This is a genomic window from Alloalcanivorax profundimaris (assembly GCF_015265435.1).
GTDB classification, from domain to species: Bacteria; Pseudomonadota; Gammaproteobacteria; order Pseudomonadales; family Alcanivoracaceae; genus Alloalcanivorax; species Alloalcanivorax profundimaris.
In genome coordinates, this window is record NZ_JABJWH010000005.1 from 150,695 (window position 1) to 164,845 (window position 14,151).

15 protein-coding genes are annotated in these 14,151 nt (G+C 68.4%); 12 read left to right on the top strand and 3 right to left on the bottom strand.

Annotated features, from left to right (window positions below):
- Positions 1-64: 64 nt before the first annotated feature.
- From plsX to rmuC, 12 genes are all read left to right on the top strand, one after another.
- Positions 65-1,084, top strand: a complete 1,020-nt coding sequence (gene plsX / locus HMJ39_RS02125; protein WP_194296106.1) for a phosphate acyltransferase PlsX — start codon at positions 65-67, stop codon at positions 1,082-1,084.
- A 222-nt stretch (positions 1,085-1,306) separates the two neighbouring features.
- Positions 1,307-2,236, top strand: coding sequence for an ACP S-malonyltransferase (fabD, locus tag HMJ39_RS02130; RefSeq protein ID WP_194296107.1), 930 nt, complete (start codon positions 1,307-1,309; stop codon positions 2,234-2,236).
- A gap of 16 nt (positions 2,237-2,252) precedes the next feature.
- Complete coding sequence (gene fabG / locus HMJ39_RS02135) at positions 2,253-2,987, top strand: 3-oxoacyl-ACP reductase FabG (protein ID WP_194296108.1); 735 nt, start codon at positions 2,253-2,255, stop codon at positions 2,985-2,987.
- 179 nt (positions 2,988-3,166) lie between these two features.
- Complete coding sequence (acpP, locus tag HMJ39_RS02140; RefSeq protein WP_194296109.1) at positions 3,167-3,400, top strand: acyl carrier protein; 234 nt, start codon at positions 3,167-3,169, stop codon at positions 3,398-3,400.
- A 173-nt stretch (positions 3,401-3,573) separates the two neighbouring features.
- Positions 3,574-4,812: a beta-ketoacyl-ACP synthase II gene (gene fabF / locus HMJ39_RS02145; protein ID WP_194296110.1), complete on the top strand. Its 1,239-nt coding sequence runs from the start codon at positions 3,574-3,576 to the stop codon at positions 4,810-4,812.
- Positions 4,809-5,600: an aminodeoxychorismate lyase gene (gene pabC / locus HMJ39_RS02150; RefSeq protein WP_194296111.1), complete on the top strand. Its 792-nt coding sequence runs from the start codon at positions 4,809-4,811 to the stop codon at positions 5,598-5,600. Before fabF ends, pabC begins: the two co-directional genes overlap by 4 nt.
- Positions 5,600-6,658: an endolytic transglycosylase MltG gene (gene mltG / locus HMJ39_RS02155; protein WP_161384429.1), complete on the top strand. Its 1,059-nt coding sequence runs from the start codon at positions 5,600-5,602 to the stop codon at positions 6,656-6,658. The genes pabC and mltG overlap by 1 nt, the downstream gene beginning before the upstream one ends.
- A complete protein-coding gene (gene tmk, locus HMJ39_RS02160; RefSeq protein WP_161384428.1) occupies positions 6,655-7,281 on the top strand; it encodes a dTMP kinase in 627 nt (208 codons plus the stop codon). Before mltG ends, tmk begins: the two co-directional genes overlap by 4 nt.
- A complete protein-coding gene (locus HMJ39_RS02165; RefSeq protein WP_256245230.1) occupies positions 7,272-8,318 on the top strand; it encodes a DNA polymerase III subunit delta' in 1,047 nt (348 codons plus the stop codon). The genes tmk and HMJ39_RS02165 overlap by 10 nt, the downstream gene beginning before the upstream one ends.
- Positions 8,319-8,372: 54 nt before the next feature.
- On the top strand, positions 8,373-8,720 hold the full coding sequence (locus HMJ39_RS02170; protein ID WP_161384427.1) for a PilZ domain-containing protein: 348 nt from the start codon (positions 8,373-8,375) through the stop codon (positions 8,718-8,720).
- 61 nt (positions 8,721-8,781) lie between these two features.
- Positions 8,782-9,579 carry a TatD family hydrolase gene (locus HMJ39_RS02175; RefSeq protein ID WP_194296112.1) on the top strand — a complete coding sequence of 266 codons (798 nt, stop codon included), beginning with the start codon at positions 8,782-8,784 and terminating at the stop codon, positions 9,577-9,579.
- The gene (rmuC, locus tag HMJ39_RS02180; protein WP_228462103.1) at positions 9,576-10,925 is read left to right on the top strand and encodes a DNA recombination protein RmuC; all 1,350 of its coding nucleotides are present in this window, start codon (positions 9,576-9,578) and stop codon (positions 10,923-10,925) included. The genes HMJ39_RS02175 and rmuC overlap by 4 nt, the downstream gene beginning before the upstream one ends.
- Positions 10,926-11,031: 106 nt before the next feature.
- On the opposite strand, the gene HMJ39_RS02185 is transcribed toward rmuC, so the two are convergent.
- The 3 genes from HMJ39_RS02185 to HMJ39_RS02195 form a co-directional block, all read right to left on the bottom strand.
- Positions 11,032-11,610 (bottom strand): hypothetical protein, encoded by a 579-nt coding sequence (locus HMJ39_RS02185; RefSeq protein ID WP_194296113.1) that lies wholly within the window; start codon positions 11,608-11,610, stop codon positions 11,032-11,034.
- 23 nt (positions 11,611-11,633) lie between these two features.
- The gene (locus tag HMJ39_RS02190) at positions 11,634-13,667 is read right to left on the bottom strand and encodes a TonB-dependent receptor plug domain-containing protein (RefSeq protein ID WP_194296114.1); all 2,034 of its coding nucleotides are present in this window, start codon (positions 13,665-13,667) and stop codon (positions 11,634-11,636) included.
- 81 nt (positions 13,668-13,748) lie between these two features.
- Positions 13,749-14,099 (bottom strand): winged helix-turn-helix domain-containing protein, encoded by a 351-nt coding sequence (locus tag HMJ39_RS02195; protein ID WP_194296115.1) that lies wholly within the window; start codon positions 14,097-14,099, stop codon positions 13,749-13,751.
- Between the last annotated feature and the right edge of the window lie 52 nt (positions 14,100-14,151).

Here is a 14,151-nt window from a genome sequence, read left to right on the forward strand (position 1 = left end):
CGTTTTGTTAAGGCCATGACGACCCCGTATCATGGCCGTCGCTTCTTCCAGATGGAATCTTGCCATGTCAGCGGTTGTGACCTTGGCCGTGGACGCCATGGGTGGTGACCACGGTCTGCCGGTGACCGTGCCGGCGGTGGCGCGGGTGCTGGCCCGCCATGCCAATCTGAACGTGATCATGGTGGGCGCGCCGGACGCGCTCGCCCCGGAACTCAAGAAGGACGGCCTGGACAGCCACCCCCGGGTGAGCGTGGCGCCGGCCTCCGAAGTGGTCGCCATGGACGATCCGGTGGCGGTGGCCCTGCGCCAGAAGAAGGATTCGTCCATGCGCGTGGCCATCAACCAGGTCAAGGAAGGCCACGCCCAGGCCGCCGTCAGCGCCGGCAACACCGGTGCCCTGATGGCGGTGAGCCGGTTCGTCCTCAAGACCCTGCCTGGCGTCGACCGGCCCGCCATCTGCACCGCCATCCCCACCGCCTCCGGGCATTGCCACATGCTCGATCTGGGCGCCAACGTGGACTCCGAACCGGAACACCTGCTGCAGTTCGCCATGATGGGCCAGGCGGTGGTGCGCGCCGTGGACGGCCAGAAGCGCCCCAAGGTGGCGCTGCTGAACATCGGTGAGGAGGACATCAAGGGCAACGAGCAGATCAAGGAAGCCGCCAACCTGATGCAGGCCGCCGGCGACCTCAATTACGTGGGCTTCGTGGAAGGCAACGGCATCTTCCTGGGCGACGTGGACGTGGTGGTCTGCGACGGCTTCGTTGGCAATGTGTCGCTCAAGACCATGGAAGGCGTGGCCAAGATGATCGGCGGCATGATCCGCGAGGAAGCCGGCCGCTCCCTGCTGCGCAAGCTCAGTGGCCTGTTCGCGCTGCCGCTGCTGGGCGGCCTGAAGAAACGCATGGACCCGGATCGCTACAACGGCGCCAGCCTGGTGGGCCTCAATGGCGTGGTGGTGAAAAGCCACGGCGGCACCAGCGTGGAAGGCTTCGCCAGCGCTCTGGAAGTGGCGGTACTGGAAGCCGAGCGCAACGTGCCGGCGCTGATTCGCGACGCCCTGGCGCCGGCCGACTCTTTGTAGGAGCGGCTTCAGCCGCGAAACGGCGTTGCCGGCTGCGAGCCATCGCGACTGAAGCGGTACGCCGCCCAGTCGCTCCTACAAAGCGGCCGGGCGTCGCGATCGCGGGGCGGGCCCGAACGGCTCCGGTTCATACTTTGTTGCAGGCCGGCACCGGACAAGTCCGGCGAGGACGGGCATACTGCCGGCCACGAAGCAACGGGCGAATACCGATAGAGGATCCCCATGTCGAAAACCGCATTCGTTTTTCCCGGTCAGGGCTCCCAAGGTCTCGGGATGCTGGCCGATTTCGCCGACCGCACCCCGGTGCGTCAGGCCTTTCAGGAAGCCTCCGGCGCCCTGGACCTGGACCTTTGGGCCCTGGCCCAGGACGGCCCGCAGGACGCCCTCAACCGCACCGAGAATACCCAGCCCCTGCTGCTTACCGCCGGCGTGGCGCTGTGGAAGCTGTGGGAGCAGGCCGGCGGCCCGCGCCCGGCGCTGCTGGCCGGCCACAGCCTGGGTGAGTACACCGCGCTGACCTGCGCCGGCGTGCTCAACCTGGGCGACGCCGTGCGCCTGGTGCGCACCCGTGGCCAGTTGATGCAGCAGGCGGTGCCGGACGGCCAGGGCAGCATGGCCGCGATCCTGGGGCTGGACGATGATCAGGTGCGCCAGGCCTGCGCCGACGCCGCCGCCGGCGAAGTGGTGGAGGCGGTCAACTTCAATGCCCCCGGCCAGGTGGTGATCGCCGGCCAGGCCAGCGCCGTGGAGCGCGCCGTGGCCGCCTGCAAGGAGGCCGGCGCCAAACGGGCCATGCCCCTGCCGGTGAGCGTGCCGTCCCACTGCGCGCTGATGAAACCGGCGGCGGAGCAACTGGCCGGCCATCTGGAGAGCACCAATTTCCATGCCCCGGAACTGCCGGTGATCAACAACGTGGACGTGGCCCGGGAAACCGACCCGGCGCGCATCCGCGAAGCTCTGGTGCGCCAGCTCTACTGCCCGGTGCGCTGGGTGGAAACCGTGCAGGCGCTGGCCGCCGAGGGCGTCGCGACGCTGTACGAGTGTGGCCCCGGCAAAGTGCTCAGTGGTCTGGCCAAGCGCATCGACCGGGGCCTGGCGGCGCGCCCCCTGGAAACCGGCGACGCCTTCGACAAGGCCCTGAGCGGCGAATAATCACGAGGACAGCGTTATGAGCGAAGACAAGAAGGTGGCCCTGGTCACCGGCGCCACCCGCGGCATCGGCCGCGCCATCGCCGAGCAGCTGGCGGACGCCGGCTTCTTCGTGGTGGGGTCCGCCACCAGCGAGAAGGGCGCCGCCGCCATCGGCGAGTACCTGGGCGAGCGCGGCACCGGCGTGGTCATGAACGTGGCCGACGACGCCTCCGTGGCCGACACCCTCAAGCACATCAACGAGGCCCACGGCGCGCCGCTGGTGCTGGTCAACAACGCCGGCATCACCCGCGACAACATCATGCTGCGCATGAAGGCCGACGAGTGGTCGGACGTGATCAACACCAACCTGAACTCGCTTTACCGGGTGTCCAAGGCGTGCCTGAAGGGCATGACCAAGGCGCGTTGGGGGCGGGTCATCAACATCAGCTCCGTGGTCGGCACCATGGGCAACGCCGGCCAGGCCAACTACGCCGCCGCCAAGGGCGGGGTGGAAGGCTTCACCCGGGCGCTGGCCCGGGAGCTGGGCTCGCGCAACATCACCGTCAACGCGGTGGCGCCGGGCTTCATCCAGACCGACATGACCGACGCCCTGCCGGAGGCGCAGCGCGAGGCGCTGCTCGGCGAGATCCCCCTGGGCCGTCTGGGCGCGCCGGCGGAAGTGGCCAGCGCCGTGGCCTGGCTGGCCAGTGACGGCGGCGGTTACGTGACCGGCACCACGGTGCACGTCAATGGCGGTATGTTCACCGGTTGACGGAAGTCAGGGAATTGCACGGGACACCGGCGGCAAAAACCGCTATCGTGCCCGCAAAACATTTGGAAACCTAATCCGTGAAAGCGGGTGGCGAGAGCGGCTTGCAAGCGCGAATGGCGTTCACCTAGAATAGCCGCTCATAGGTGCTCGCACACCATCAACAGGAGAGTTATAACATCATGAGCAGCATCGAAGAACGGGTCCAGAAGATCATCGTCGAACAGCTCGGCGTTAAGCCGGAAGACGTCAAATCCGAAGCCTCCTTCGTCGAGGACCTGGGTGCCGATTCCCTGGACACTGTTGAGCTGGTAATGGCCCTCGAAGAAGAATTCGAGACTGAAATTCCCGACGAAGAAGCGGAGAAGATCAGCACCGTTCAAGCTGCCGTGGATTACATCAAGGTGCACAGCTGATACTGATCGCGGCCGACTGAACAGACAGTCAAAAAAACCGCAGGCTCGTCGGGCTTGCGGTTTTTTTTCGGAATATCGCCGGCCCGCGCCCGGGCTTTCGGGGACCGTGGCGCGTGCTACAGTGGGGATTGCGGCGGTCGCCGCGCGGCAATCCTGACGCGGGAGGAAAGCAGGTGACACGACGTCGAGTAGTAGTGACAGGTCTGGGCATGTTGAGCCCCTTGGGGGCGGACGTGGCCAGCACCTGGGAGGGCATCAAGGCCGGCCGCAGCGGCATCCGGCCCATCGAGCACTTCGATACCGAGGCCTTCGCCACCAAATTCGCCGGCCTGGTGCCGGAGTTCGCGCTGGAGGACTACCTGTCCCCCAAGGAAGCGCGCAAGATGGACCTGTTCGTGCAGTACGGCATGGTCGCCGCCATCCAGGCGATCCGCGACGCCGGGCTGGAGATGGACAAGGAAAACGGCGAGCGCATCGGCGCCGCCATCGGCTCGGGCATCGGTGGTCTCACCAACATCGAGGAGAACCACGAGAAGCTGCTGGCCTCCGGCCCGCGCAAGCTGTCGCCGTTCTTCGTGCCCAGCACCATCATCAACATGATCGCCGGTAACCTGGCGATTCTGTACGGCCTCAAGGGCCCCAACTTCGCCACCGTCACCGCCTGCACCACCGGCACCCACAACATCGGCTTCGCCGCCCAGCAGATCCAGCTCGGCACCGCCGACGTGATGATCGCCGGCGGCGCCGAGAAGGGCTCCACGCCCCTGGGCATGGGCGGTTTCGCCGCCGCCCGGGCGCTCTCCACCCGCAACGACGATCCCCAGGGCGCCAGCCGGCCCTGGGACAAGGACCGCGACGGTTTCGTGCTGTCCGACGGCGCCGGCGCCGTGGTGCTGGAGGAATACGAACGCGCCAAGGCCCGTGGCGCCACCATCTACGGTGAAGTGGCCGGTTTCGGCCTCAGCGACGACGCCTACCACATGACCGCGCCCTCCGAGGACGGCGCCGGGGCGGCCCTGTCCATGGGCAATGCCTTCCGCGACGCCGGCATCGATCCCTCGGAAGTGGGCTACGTGAACGCCCACGCCACCTCCACCAAGGTGGGTGACCTGATCGAGATCCACGCGGTGAAGAAGATCTTCGGCGACCATGCCCACAAGCTCGCCATGAGCTCCACCAAGTCCATGGTCGGCCACCTGCTGGGCGCCGCCGGCGCGGTGGAAGCGATCTTCACGCTGCTGGCCATGCGCGACTCCGTGGCGCCGCCCACCATCAACCTGGACAGCCCGGACGAGGGCTGCGACCTGGACCTGGTGGCCAACGAGGCCCAGGCCCGTCCCATCGACGTGGCCCTGTCCAACTCCTTCGGGTTCGGCGGCACCAACGGTTCCCTGCTGTTCCGCAAGGTGTGAGCGGCACGGTCGCCAGCGATGACCGGGGCCTCGCCTACGGCGACGGCCTGTTCGAGACCCTGCGGGTCTCCGCCGCCGGCGCCACGCCGCTGTGGCCGCGCCACCGGGCGCGGCTGCTGGCCGGCGCCGAACGCCTCGGCATTCCGGTGGACGCGGACGCGCTGGAGCGGTGCCGCGCCGAGGCCCTGGCCGACGCGGCCGGGGCCGGCGTGCTCAAACTGACCCTCACGCGCGGCCCCGGTGGCCGTGGCTATCTGCCCCCGGAACACCCCACGCCGACCCTGTTCGCCGGTTTCGGCCCGCTGCCGGTCTGGAGCGAGGCGCGCCGCCGCGACGGACTCGACCTGGGCGTCTGCGACACCCGCCTGGGCCTGGACCCACTGGCCGGCTGCAAGCACCTGAACCGTTTGCCCCAGGTACTGGGGCGCCGCGAGGTGGCCCGTGGGGGCTGGCACGAGGGGCTGATGCTGGACGAATGGGAGCGGCCGGTGGAGGCCACCGCCATGAACCTGTTCGCGGTGCATGGCGATACCCTCTGGACCCCCGCCGTGGACCGCGCCGGCGTCGCCGGCGTGGCCCGGCAATGGCTGCTGGAGCGGGCGGAAGGGCAGGGGTGGTGCATCGATGTGCGTATGAGGCCGCTGTCACATCTGCAAAGCGCCGACGGGGTTTTTCTCGCCAACAGTGTTGTGGGCGTGCTGCCGGTGCGTAAACTGGCGCCATGGGTCTGGCCGGTGCCTGAACCGGTACGACGATTTCAACGGGATCTGGATCACCTCTTTCAATAATGCGCCGAAAAATTCGATTACTCGGGCTACTGGTGCTGTTCATCGTGATCGGCATTCCGGTCGCCGGTTTCTGGGTGAGCAGCTATTTGCACAAACCGTTGCCGCTGGAGGACCAGGCGGTGGTGGACGTACCCAGGGGCGCGTCGTTCAGTGGCCTGCTCTCGGGCATGCGCCGCGACGGCCTGCTGGGCGACCCTGGCGAAGCGCGCCTGCGCCGCTGGGGCGCGCGCCTGTACAGCGCCTTCACCGGCCTGGACGCCCGGCTATACGTGGGCGAGTACCAGCTGGTGCCCGGCGACTCCCTGCTCACCCTGCTGGAGAAGATCGACCGGGGCGAGGTGATGCAGCGCAGCGTCACCCTGGTGGAGGGCTGGACTTTCCGCGAATGGCGCGCCCTGCTCGAGGGCCTGGACGGCCTGGCCCATGAAACCAAGGGTCTTGAGGAGGGCGAGATCATGGCCCGCCTGGGGCTGCCGGAACAGCATCCCGAGGGCTGGTTCGCGCCGGAAACCTATTTCTACACCCGTGGCACCTCGGACCTGGATCTGCTGCGCCGGGCCCTGGAACGCCAGCAGCGGATTCTCGACGACGCCTGGCTCTCCCGGGACGAGGACCTGCCCTACGACGAGCCCTATCAGGCCCTGATCATGGCCTCGATCATCGAGAAGGAAACCGCCGTGCCCGACGAGCGCGGCCGCATCGCCGGCGTGTTCATCAACCGCCTGCGGCGGGGTATGCGCCTGCAGACCGATCCCACGGTGATCTACGGCATGGGCGAGGACTACGACGGCAACATCCGCCGCTCCGACCTGCGCCGCGCCACCCCCTACAACACCTACCGCATCAGCGGGTTGCCGCCCACGCCCATCGCCATGCCCGGGCGCGACTCGATTCTCGCCGCGGTGCGCCCGGCGCCCACCGAGGACCTGTTCTTCGTGGCCCGGGGCGACGGCAGCCACAAATTCTCCAAGACCCTGGCCGAACACCAGCGGGCGGTGCGCGAGTACCAGTTGCAGCGCCGCTCCGACTACCGTTCGCGGCCGGAGCCCGCCAAGTGACCGGCCGCTTCATCACCCTGGAAGGCGGCGAGGGCGCCGGCAAAAGCTCCAACCTGGAGTGGCTGGCCGGACGTCTGCGCGACGCCGGGGTGGCGGTGACCGTGACCCGGGAACCGGGCGGCACCGATCTGGCGGAGCGCATCCGCGCCGTGCTGCTGGACCCGGGCCCGGAGCCCATGGCCGACACCACCGAACTGCTGCTGGTGTTCGCCGCCCGCGCCCAGCACCTGGCGGCGCGCATCCGGCCGGCCCTGGCGCGCGGCGACTGGGTGCTGTGCGACCGCTTCATGGACGCCACCTGGGCCTACCAGGGCGCCGGGCGGGGCCTGGACCGGGCCGCCATCGCGGCCCTGGAATCCCTGGTGCTGGAGGGGCTCAACCCGGACCGCACCCTGCTGTTCGACGTGCCGGTGGCCCAGGGCATGGCCCGCGCCGGCAAGCGCTCCAGCCCGGACCGCATCGAGCGGGAAGCGCAGGCCTTCTTCGAGCGGGTGCGGCAATGCTATCTTGAGCGGGCGGCGGCGGAGCCGGAGCGCTTCCGGGTGATCGACGCCGGCGCCGACCTGGACGCGGTGCGCGCGCAACTGGAAACCCATCTTCAGGAGATGCTGCGGTGGCGGTAAGCCAATCCCAGAGCCGGGCGCCGATCCAGGTGCCCTGTCCCTGGCACCGGGACGAAATGCAGCGGCTGCTGGACCAGCACGGCCAGGGCCGTCTGCCCCATGCCTTGCTGTTCGCCGGCGCCGCCGGCATCGGCAAGTTCCGCCTGGCCCAGGCGCTCGCCCAGGCGCTGCTCTGCGAGCAGCCCCGTGGCGGCCTGGCCTGCGGCGAATGCGGCGGCTGCCACCTGAGCGCCGCCGGCACCCATCCGGACGCCCAGACCCTGGCGCCGGAGGCCGGCGCCAACGGCATCAAGATCGATCAGGTGCGGCGGCTGGTGGAATTCGCCGGCCGCACCGCCCAGTACGGCGGCGCCCGGGTGGCGCTGATCGCCCCCGCCGAGGCGCTCAACCGCAGTGCCCAGAACGCCTTGCTGAAGACCCTGGAAGAGCCCGGCCGGGGCCTGGTGCTGCTTCTCGTCAGCGACCAGCCGAGCCTGCTGTTGCCCACCATTCGCAGCCGCTGTCAGCAACGTCATCTGCCGCTGCCCGGCCGCGACGCGGCCCTGGAGTGGCTTACGCCCCAGGTCGGCGAGCGCGACGCGCCGGCCCTGCTGGCCGCCGCCCAGGGCGCGCCGCTGCGGGCCCTGGGCCTGCAGGAGGCGGACTGGTTCGCCGCCCGCGAACAGCTCGCCGGCCAGCTGCTGGCGGTGGCCCGGGGCCACGCGTCCCCGGCCCAGGCCGGCCAGGCCCTGGCCGCCCACGATCCCCGGGTGATGGCCGGAGTGCTTTATGGCTGGCTGGCGCGCGCCTCGGTGCTGGCCGCCCTGGGCGAGCAGGGCGGCGAAGCGGACCCGGCCACGGTCACCGACCCCAAGGTGGAGCCGCTGCTGCGCCAACTGGCCGCCCAGGTGCCGCCGGCGCGGCTGCTGCGCGCCGCCCACCGGGTCATGGAAGGGCGCCGGCAGCTGCTGGGCGGCGCCAACCCCAACAAGGAGCTGCTGATGGAGCAGTGGCTGCTGGTGCTGGTGGGCGTTGACGCTTCCGCCAGCGGCTTCTAATCTGCCTGAAACAAAAAACGGGCGCCCGAGGGCACCCAGACGGGGGAGACAGACATGAAAATGCCCGGAGGCCGCAGCGGCATCCTGTCGCTGAGCATCAAGGACAAGGCGGCCCTGTATTCCGCCTACATGCCCTTCATCGCCAACGGGGGCCTGTTCATCCCCACCGACAAGGACTACCAGCTGGGCGAGGAAATCTTCCTGCTGCTCAACGTCATGGACGAGCCGGAGAAGATTCCGGTGGCCGGCAAGGTGGTCTGGATCACTCCCCAGGGCGCCCAGGGCAATCGCACCGCCGGCATCGGCGTGCAGTTCTCCGACCAGGACGACACCGCCCGCCGCACCATCGAGAACCACCTGGCCGGCGCCCTGCAATCGGATCGCCCCACCCATACCATGTAACCCCCCGATAGCGTGTAGAATAGGGCGCTTGTTCAAGTAAGCAGCGGAGACGCCGAGCCCTATGTCCGACACCGCGATCGACCTGGTGGATTCCCATTGCCATCTCGACCGGCTCAACCTGGACGCCTACGAGGGCGACTTCCAGGCCATGATGGCCGCCACCCGCGCCGACGGCATTTCCCACATGCTGTGCATCGGCGTGGACCTGGAAACCTTCCCGCGCGTGCGTGAGCTGGCGGAACGCCACGACGACGTGCACGCCACCGTGGGCGTGCATCCCCTGTACAAGGATTCCCGTGAGCCGGACGCCGACGAACTGGTACGCCTGGCGGATCACCCCCGGGTGGTGGCGATCGGCGAGACCGGCCTGGATTATTTCTACGCCAAGGAAGAGCGGGACTGGCAACGAAAGCGTTTCGTGGCGCACATCCAGGCGGCGCGGCGCACCGGCCTGCCGCTGGTGATCCACACCCGGGGCGCCAAGGACGACACCCTGGCGCTGCTGCGCGAGCACGGCGGCGGCGAGGTGCGCGGCGTGCTGCACTGCTTCACCGAGGACACCGACATGGCCGAGCAGGCCATGGCCATGGGCTTCTACATCTCCATTTCCGGCATCGTCACCTTCCGCAACGCCGAGACCCTGCGCGACACGGTGCGGGCGCTGCCGGTGGAGCGCCTGCTGATCGAGACCGATTCCCCCTGGCTGGCGCCGGTGCCGTTCCGTGGCAAGCCCAACGAACCCCGCCACGTGGCCCGGGTGGCGGAATGCGTGGCCGACCTCAAGGGCCTGCCGGTGGCGGAGCTGGCGCGCGTTACCCGCGATAACTTCTACACCCTGTTCAGCAAGGCGGCGTCATGAACGATCCGGTGCAACTGGGCCTGGCCGTGGCCCTGGCGGTGGCGGTCACGGCGCTGGTGGCGGTGATCCTGGCCCGGGCGCCGCTGACGCGGGCGCGCCGGGAGCGGGACCAGGCGATGCACGACGGTGACGCCCTGCGCCGGGAAGGCGAGCGCGAGCGCGAGCGGCTGCGGGCGCTGGAAGAGCAACTGCGCGACGCCCAGGAACAGGTGGCCCGGGAGCGCGCCGACAAGGCCCGCCTGGAAGAACGGCTCACCGGCCAGCGGGACAAGCTGGCGTTCCTGGAGCAAAGCCGCGAGCAGCTCAAGCAGGAGTTCGAGAACCTGTCGGCGAAAATCTTCGAGCACCGCAGCAAGCAGTTCGAGGAGAAGAACCGCCAGGGCCTGGACACCCTGCTCAACCCGTTCCGCGAGCAGCTGGCCGAGTTCCGCCGCCGGGTGGATCAGATCCACAGCGACGACACCCGCGCCCAGGCGGCCATGACCGAGCAGCTCCAGCATCTGAAAAGCCTGAACCAGCAGATGCACCTGGACGCCCGCAACCTGACCCAGGCGCTCAAGGGCCAGGTGAAAACCCAGGGCAACTGGGGCGAGATGATCCTGGAACGGGTGCTGGAAAGCTCCGGCCTGACCAAGGGCCGCGAGTACGACACCCAGGTGGCGCTGAAAAGCGAGGACGGCGGGCGCCGGCTGCCGGACGCCATCGTCCACCTGCCGGAAGACAAGGACGTGGTGATCGACGCCAAGGTGTCGCTGGTCGCCTACGAGCGCCTGGTCAGTGCCGAGGACGACGACACCCGGCGGGAAAGCCGCGACCAGCACCTGCAATCCCTGCGCGCCCACATCAAGGGCCTGAACATCAAGGATTACGGCAACCTGGAAGGGGTGCGCAGCCTCGACTTCGTGCTGCTGTTCATTCCCGTGGAAGGGGCCTTCATGACCGCCATGGAAGCGGACCCGGGGCTCTACACCGAAGCCTATGAGCGCAATATCGTGCTGGTCAGCCCGACCACGCTGCTGGTCACCCTGCGCACCATCCAGAATATCTGGCGCTACGAGTACCAGAACCGCAACGCCCTGGACATCGCCAACCGGGCCGGCCTGATCTGCGACCAGATCACCCGGCTCACCGAATCCCTCGGCGATGTGGGCGACAAGATCCACAAGGCCCAGCTGTCCTGGGAAACCGCCTACAAGCGCCTCACCGAGGGGCGCGGCAACCTGCTCGGCCAGGCCCACAAGCTGCGCGACCTGGGCGCCAAGGCGCGCCGGGCGCTGCCGGAGAAGGTGGACGACGAGGACGGCGAGGAGCGCGCCGACGATATCACCGACGCCGGCGACGATTAACGGCTTGGGAAACGCTCGCCGGCGCCCCCAGCGGGGCCGCGTCCCGCGCGGCTCCGTGGCTTGGAGACTGTAGGAGCGACCGGGCGGCGCACCGCTTCAGTCGCGATCAACGGTGGTCCGGTTGCACCAGCACCCGCACCCGTTGCCGGGTGCCGCCGCTCAGTTGCAGCACATAGTCATGGTCGGCTTCCAGGGTGTAGGCCACGAACTTGCGCAGCGCACGGCAGTCATGACGGCCGCCGAAGTCTTCCGAGGGCACCCGCTCGCCGTTGTCGTCCACCAGGTCCACCCAGCTGGCGTCGTCGATGTAGGCGCGGTAGGGCCCGGCCTGTTCGGTGTGGAACACCAGCGTGGTGGCGTAGGCGCCGTCCGCCAGGGTGTGGCGGCCGGGCTCGGCGACGAACCGCACCCGGGCCTGAGGCATCAGCGTGGCCCGGTAGGCGGTACCGGTGTCCAGGCGCGCCGGGGCGCCGTCCTCCCCGCCGGCCGGGGCCGGCAGGGACGGGGCGGCGAACCGGTCGATCACCGCCTGCTCCGGGGCCTCGTAGGTGTCGCAACCACTGTTCTCCGCCTGGGCCAGGGCGGCCACGGGCAAAGGCAGCAGCGCCAGGGCCAGCGCGTAGCGGGGCAGCGTGGTGGCGGCCCGGACCGTCCGCGCCACGGCGCGATCAAACAATGCTTTCATTCCGATCTCCTGAAGGCCGGCCATCAGTAACGCCAGCGCACCTTGGTGAAGTAGGTGCGGCCCGGCTCGTAGTAGCCCTCGTCGTAGGCGTGGAGTTTGTCGCCCAGGTTGTCCACGCCGGCTTCCACCCGCCATTGTGGCAGCGGCCGCCAGGCGGCTTTGAGGCCGGTGGTGACGAAACCGGCGGTTTGCCGGGTGCCGTCGCTGTCGTTGTAGCGGCCGCTGTCGGCGCGGGCGCTGGCGGTGAGCGTCCAGGTGTCGCCCAGGAACCAACTCAGGTAGGTGAAGCCGCTGTGGCGCGGGGTGTCCAGCGCGCGCACGTCCGGGTCGGACTTGTTGTCCCGGTCCAGGTAGGTGTAGTTCAGGTGGTACTGCCAGGCGGCGCCGATGTTCAGGGTCAGCTCCGCCTCGGCGCCCTGCAGCACCGACTCCGCCACGTTTTGCAATTGCGAGCAGGGTGGCGAGGTGCACAGGCTGTTGTCGATGGCGATGCTCTCGATGCTGTCGCCGATTTCATTGCGGAACAGCGCCGCGCCCCAATGCAGCCGGGTATCGGTGCCGACCAGGGCGTCGCCGGCCAGGCCGGCCTCCACGCCGGTGCTGGTTTCCGCGTCCAGATCCGGGTTGGGCAGGGCGGACCCCATGCGGAAGGAATAGCGGTCCTTGATGGTCGGGTAGCGGCTGCGTTTGGAGGCGATCAGGCGGCCCTTCAGTCGGTCATTGAAGGCGTAGAGCGCGCCCGCCTGCAGATTGACCGCGGAGGTGGACGCCAGGTCGAACGGCTGGATGTCGCCGTTGACCAGATTGTCCGCCTGCTCGCCGCGCAGCCGGTCGTAGCTGACGCCGGCCAGCAGTGTCAGCCGGTCGGTGGCGGCATAGCGGTCCTCCAGGCCCACCGACACGGTGCGGTCTTCAAAGCGCTGTTCCGGATCGCCGGCGTCGCCCACCTCCCGGTGCACATCGGTCTTGTAGTGCGCGGCCAGGCGCGGATCGTGGCGCTCGAACAGATCGGTGCCCAGTTCCACGCTGCCGCCCCAGGAGTAATCGTCGTAGGTGCTGTCGAAGGCGTAGGGCCGGTTCATGGTGCTGTAGGTGGCGTCGTCGTAGGAGCGCAGCGAATTCTCGAAGCTGTCGTAGTAGAGCCGCACCTTGGCCTGCAGATGCTCATGCAGCCGGGTCCTGGAGTTGAAGTAGAAACTTTCCTTGTCGTACCAGGGCCACCGCCAGAAACGCACCCGGGTGTTGGGGTCGTCGCCGGCGTAGGGCGGGGTCTGCTTCTCGCCGTCCTGCTTGTAGTAGCTGAACACGTACTCGTCGGAGGCGTTGGGGGTGAAGCCCAGACGCAGCGACAGTTTGCGATCCGTGTATTGCGAATTTTCGCGGCGGCCGCCGTCTTCGTCGGCGGTGGGCTCGAAATCGCCGGCCAGCGGGAAATAATCCTGATCGCGGATCGAGCCGCCGACCTGGGCGTACCAGAGCCCCTGGTTGGTGCCCACGTTGGCGTGGCTGTCCCAGGCATTGCGGGAAAAACGATCGTCGAAGCTCATGCCATAGCCGGCCTCCGCTTCGCTACCGAGACGGGGGCGGCGGCTTACCACGTTGATGGCGCCGCCCAGAGTGTTGGGGCCGGCCAGCAACGAGGTGTAACCCTTGCTCACCGAGATCTCGGCCACGTCGTAGGTGGTCAGGCGCGACAGGTCGATGTTGCCGTCATAGGGCACGTATACCGGTACGCCGTCGATGAACAGCGGTACCTGACGGGAATCGAAACCACGCACATTGATCAGTCGCTCACCGCGACCGCCCATCATCACGGTGTTGACGCCGGGCAGCAGCTCCAGGGCCTGGGACACATCGGTGCGGTTGAAACGGGCCATGTCGTCGGCGTCCACGGTGTCCTCGGTGGTGGCGTCGGAGAAGTCGGCCCGGGTGCCGTCGACGACCACCGGTTCAAGGACGCCCAGTTCGAAGCGGGAGGGCGTGTCATCGGCCTGAACGGCGGAACAAAGCAAGGCCAGCGGCAGGCACAGCGCCGCCGACGGGTTCGGTTTTTTCATGGAAGCTCTCGGTTATTCGTTATGCACGGCAGGATATAGCGAAGGGAATGGCGAGGGCAACCATGGGTCCAGCGGCGGGCTTCAGCGCAGGTCTTTTTTCAGGTCCTTTTCGAACTCATCGGCGAGAGCGCGCAGGGCGTCTTCCATTTCCAGGTAACGCTGGCGCACGCGGCGGCCGGTGTCGGTGAGGCGGGCGCCGCCACCGTGTTTGCCGCCGGGAGCGGAATCCACCAGTGGCGAGCGGAAGCAGCGGTTCATGGTGTCCACCAGCAGCCAGGCGCGCCGGTAGCTCATGCCCATGTCCCGGGCGGCGGCGGAGATCGAGCCGGTGCGGTCGATGGCCGCCAGCAGATCCGCCTTGCCGGGACCGAAGGCGATTTCCTCGTCGCGCATCCACCGCGCGCGAAGCTTGATGTACTTTTTGCTCGCCATGAAACTCCACCACCGGATTCGTCGAGGGCAGAGTGTAATCCACCGGCGCCTT

Bases quoted from the DNA above. Each gene is read 5' to 3' on its own strand.
- plsX (WP_194296106.1), top strand. From the start codon at position 65: ATGTCAGCGGTTGTGACCTTGGCCGTGGACGCCATGGGTGGTGACCAC.
- fabD (WP_194296107.1), top strand. From the start codon at position 1,307: ATGTCGAAAACCGCATTCGTTTTTCCCGGTCAGGGCTCCCAAGGTCTC.
- fabG (WP_194296108.1), top strand. From the start codon at position 2,253: ATGAGCGAAGACAAGAAGGTGGCCCTGGTCACCGGCGCCACCCGCGGC.
- acpP (WP_194296109.1), top strand. From the start codon at position 3,167: ATGAGCAGCATCGAAGAACGGGTCCAGAAGATCATCGTCGAACAGCTC.
- mltG (WP_161384429.1), top strand. From the start codon at position 5,600: ATGCGCCGAAAAATTCGATTACTCGGGCTACTGGTGCTGTTCATCGTG.
- HMJ39_RS02170 (WP_161384427.1), top strand. From the start codon at position 8,373: ATGAAAATGCCCGGAGGCCGCAGCGGCATCCTGTCGCTGAGCATCAAG.
- HMJ39_RS02175 (WP_194296112.1), top strand. From the start codon at position 8,782: ATGTCCGACACCGCGATCGACCTGGTGGATTCCCATTGCCATCTCGAC.
- rmuC (WP_228462103.1), top strand. From the start codon at position 9,576: ATGAACGATCCGGTGCAACTGGGCCTGGCCGTGGCCCTGGCGGTGGCG.
- HMJ39_RS02185 (WP_194296113.1), bottom strand. From the start codon at position 11,610: ATGAAAGCATTGTTTGATCGCGCCGTGGCGCGGACGGTCCGGGCCGCC.
- HMJ39_RS02190 (WP_194296114.1), bottom strand. From the start codon at position 13,667: ATGAAAAAACCGAACCCGTCGGCGGCGCTGTGCCTGCCGCTGGCCTTG.
- HMJ39_RS02195 (WP_194296115.1), bottom strand. From the start codon at position 14,099: ATGGCGAGCAAAAAGTACATCAAGCTTCGCGCGCGGTGGATGCGCGAC.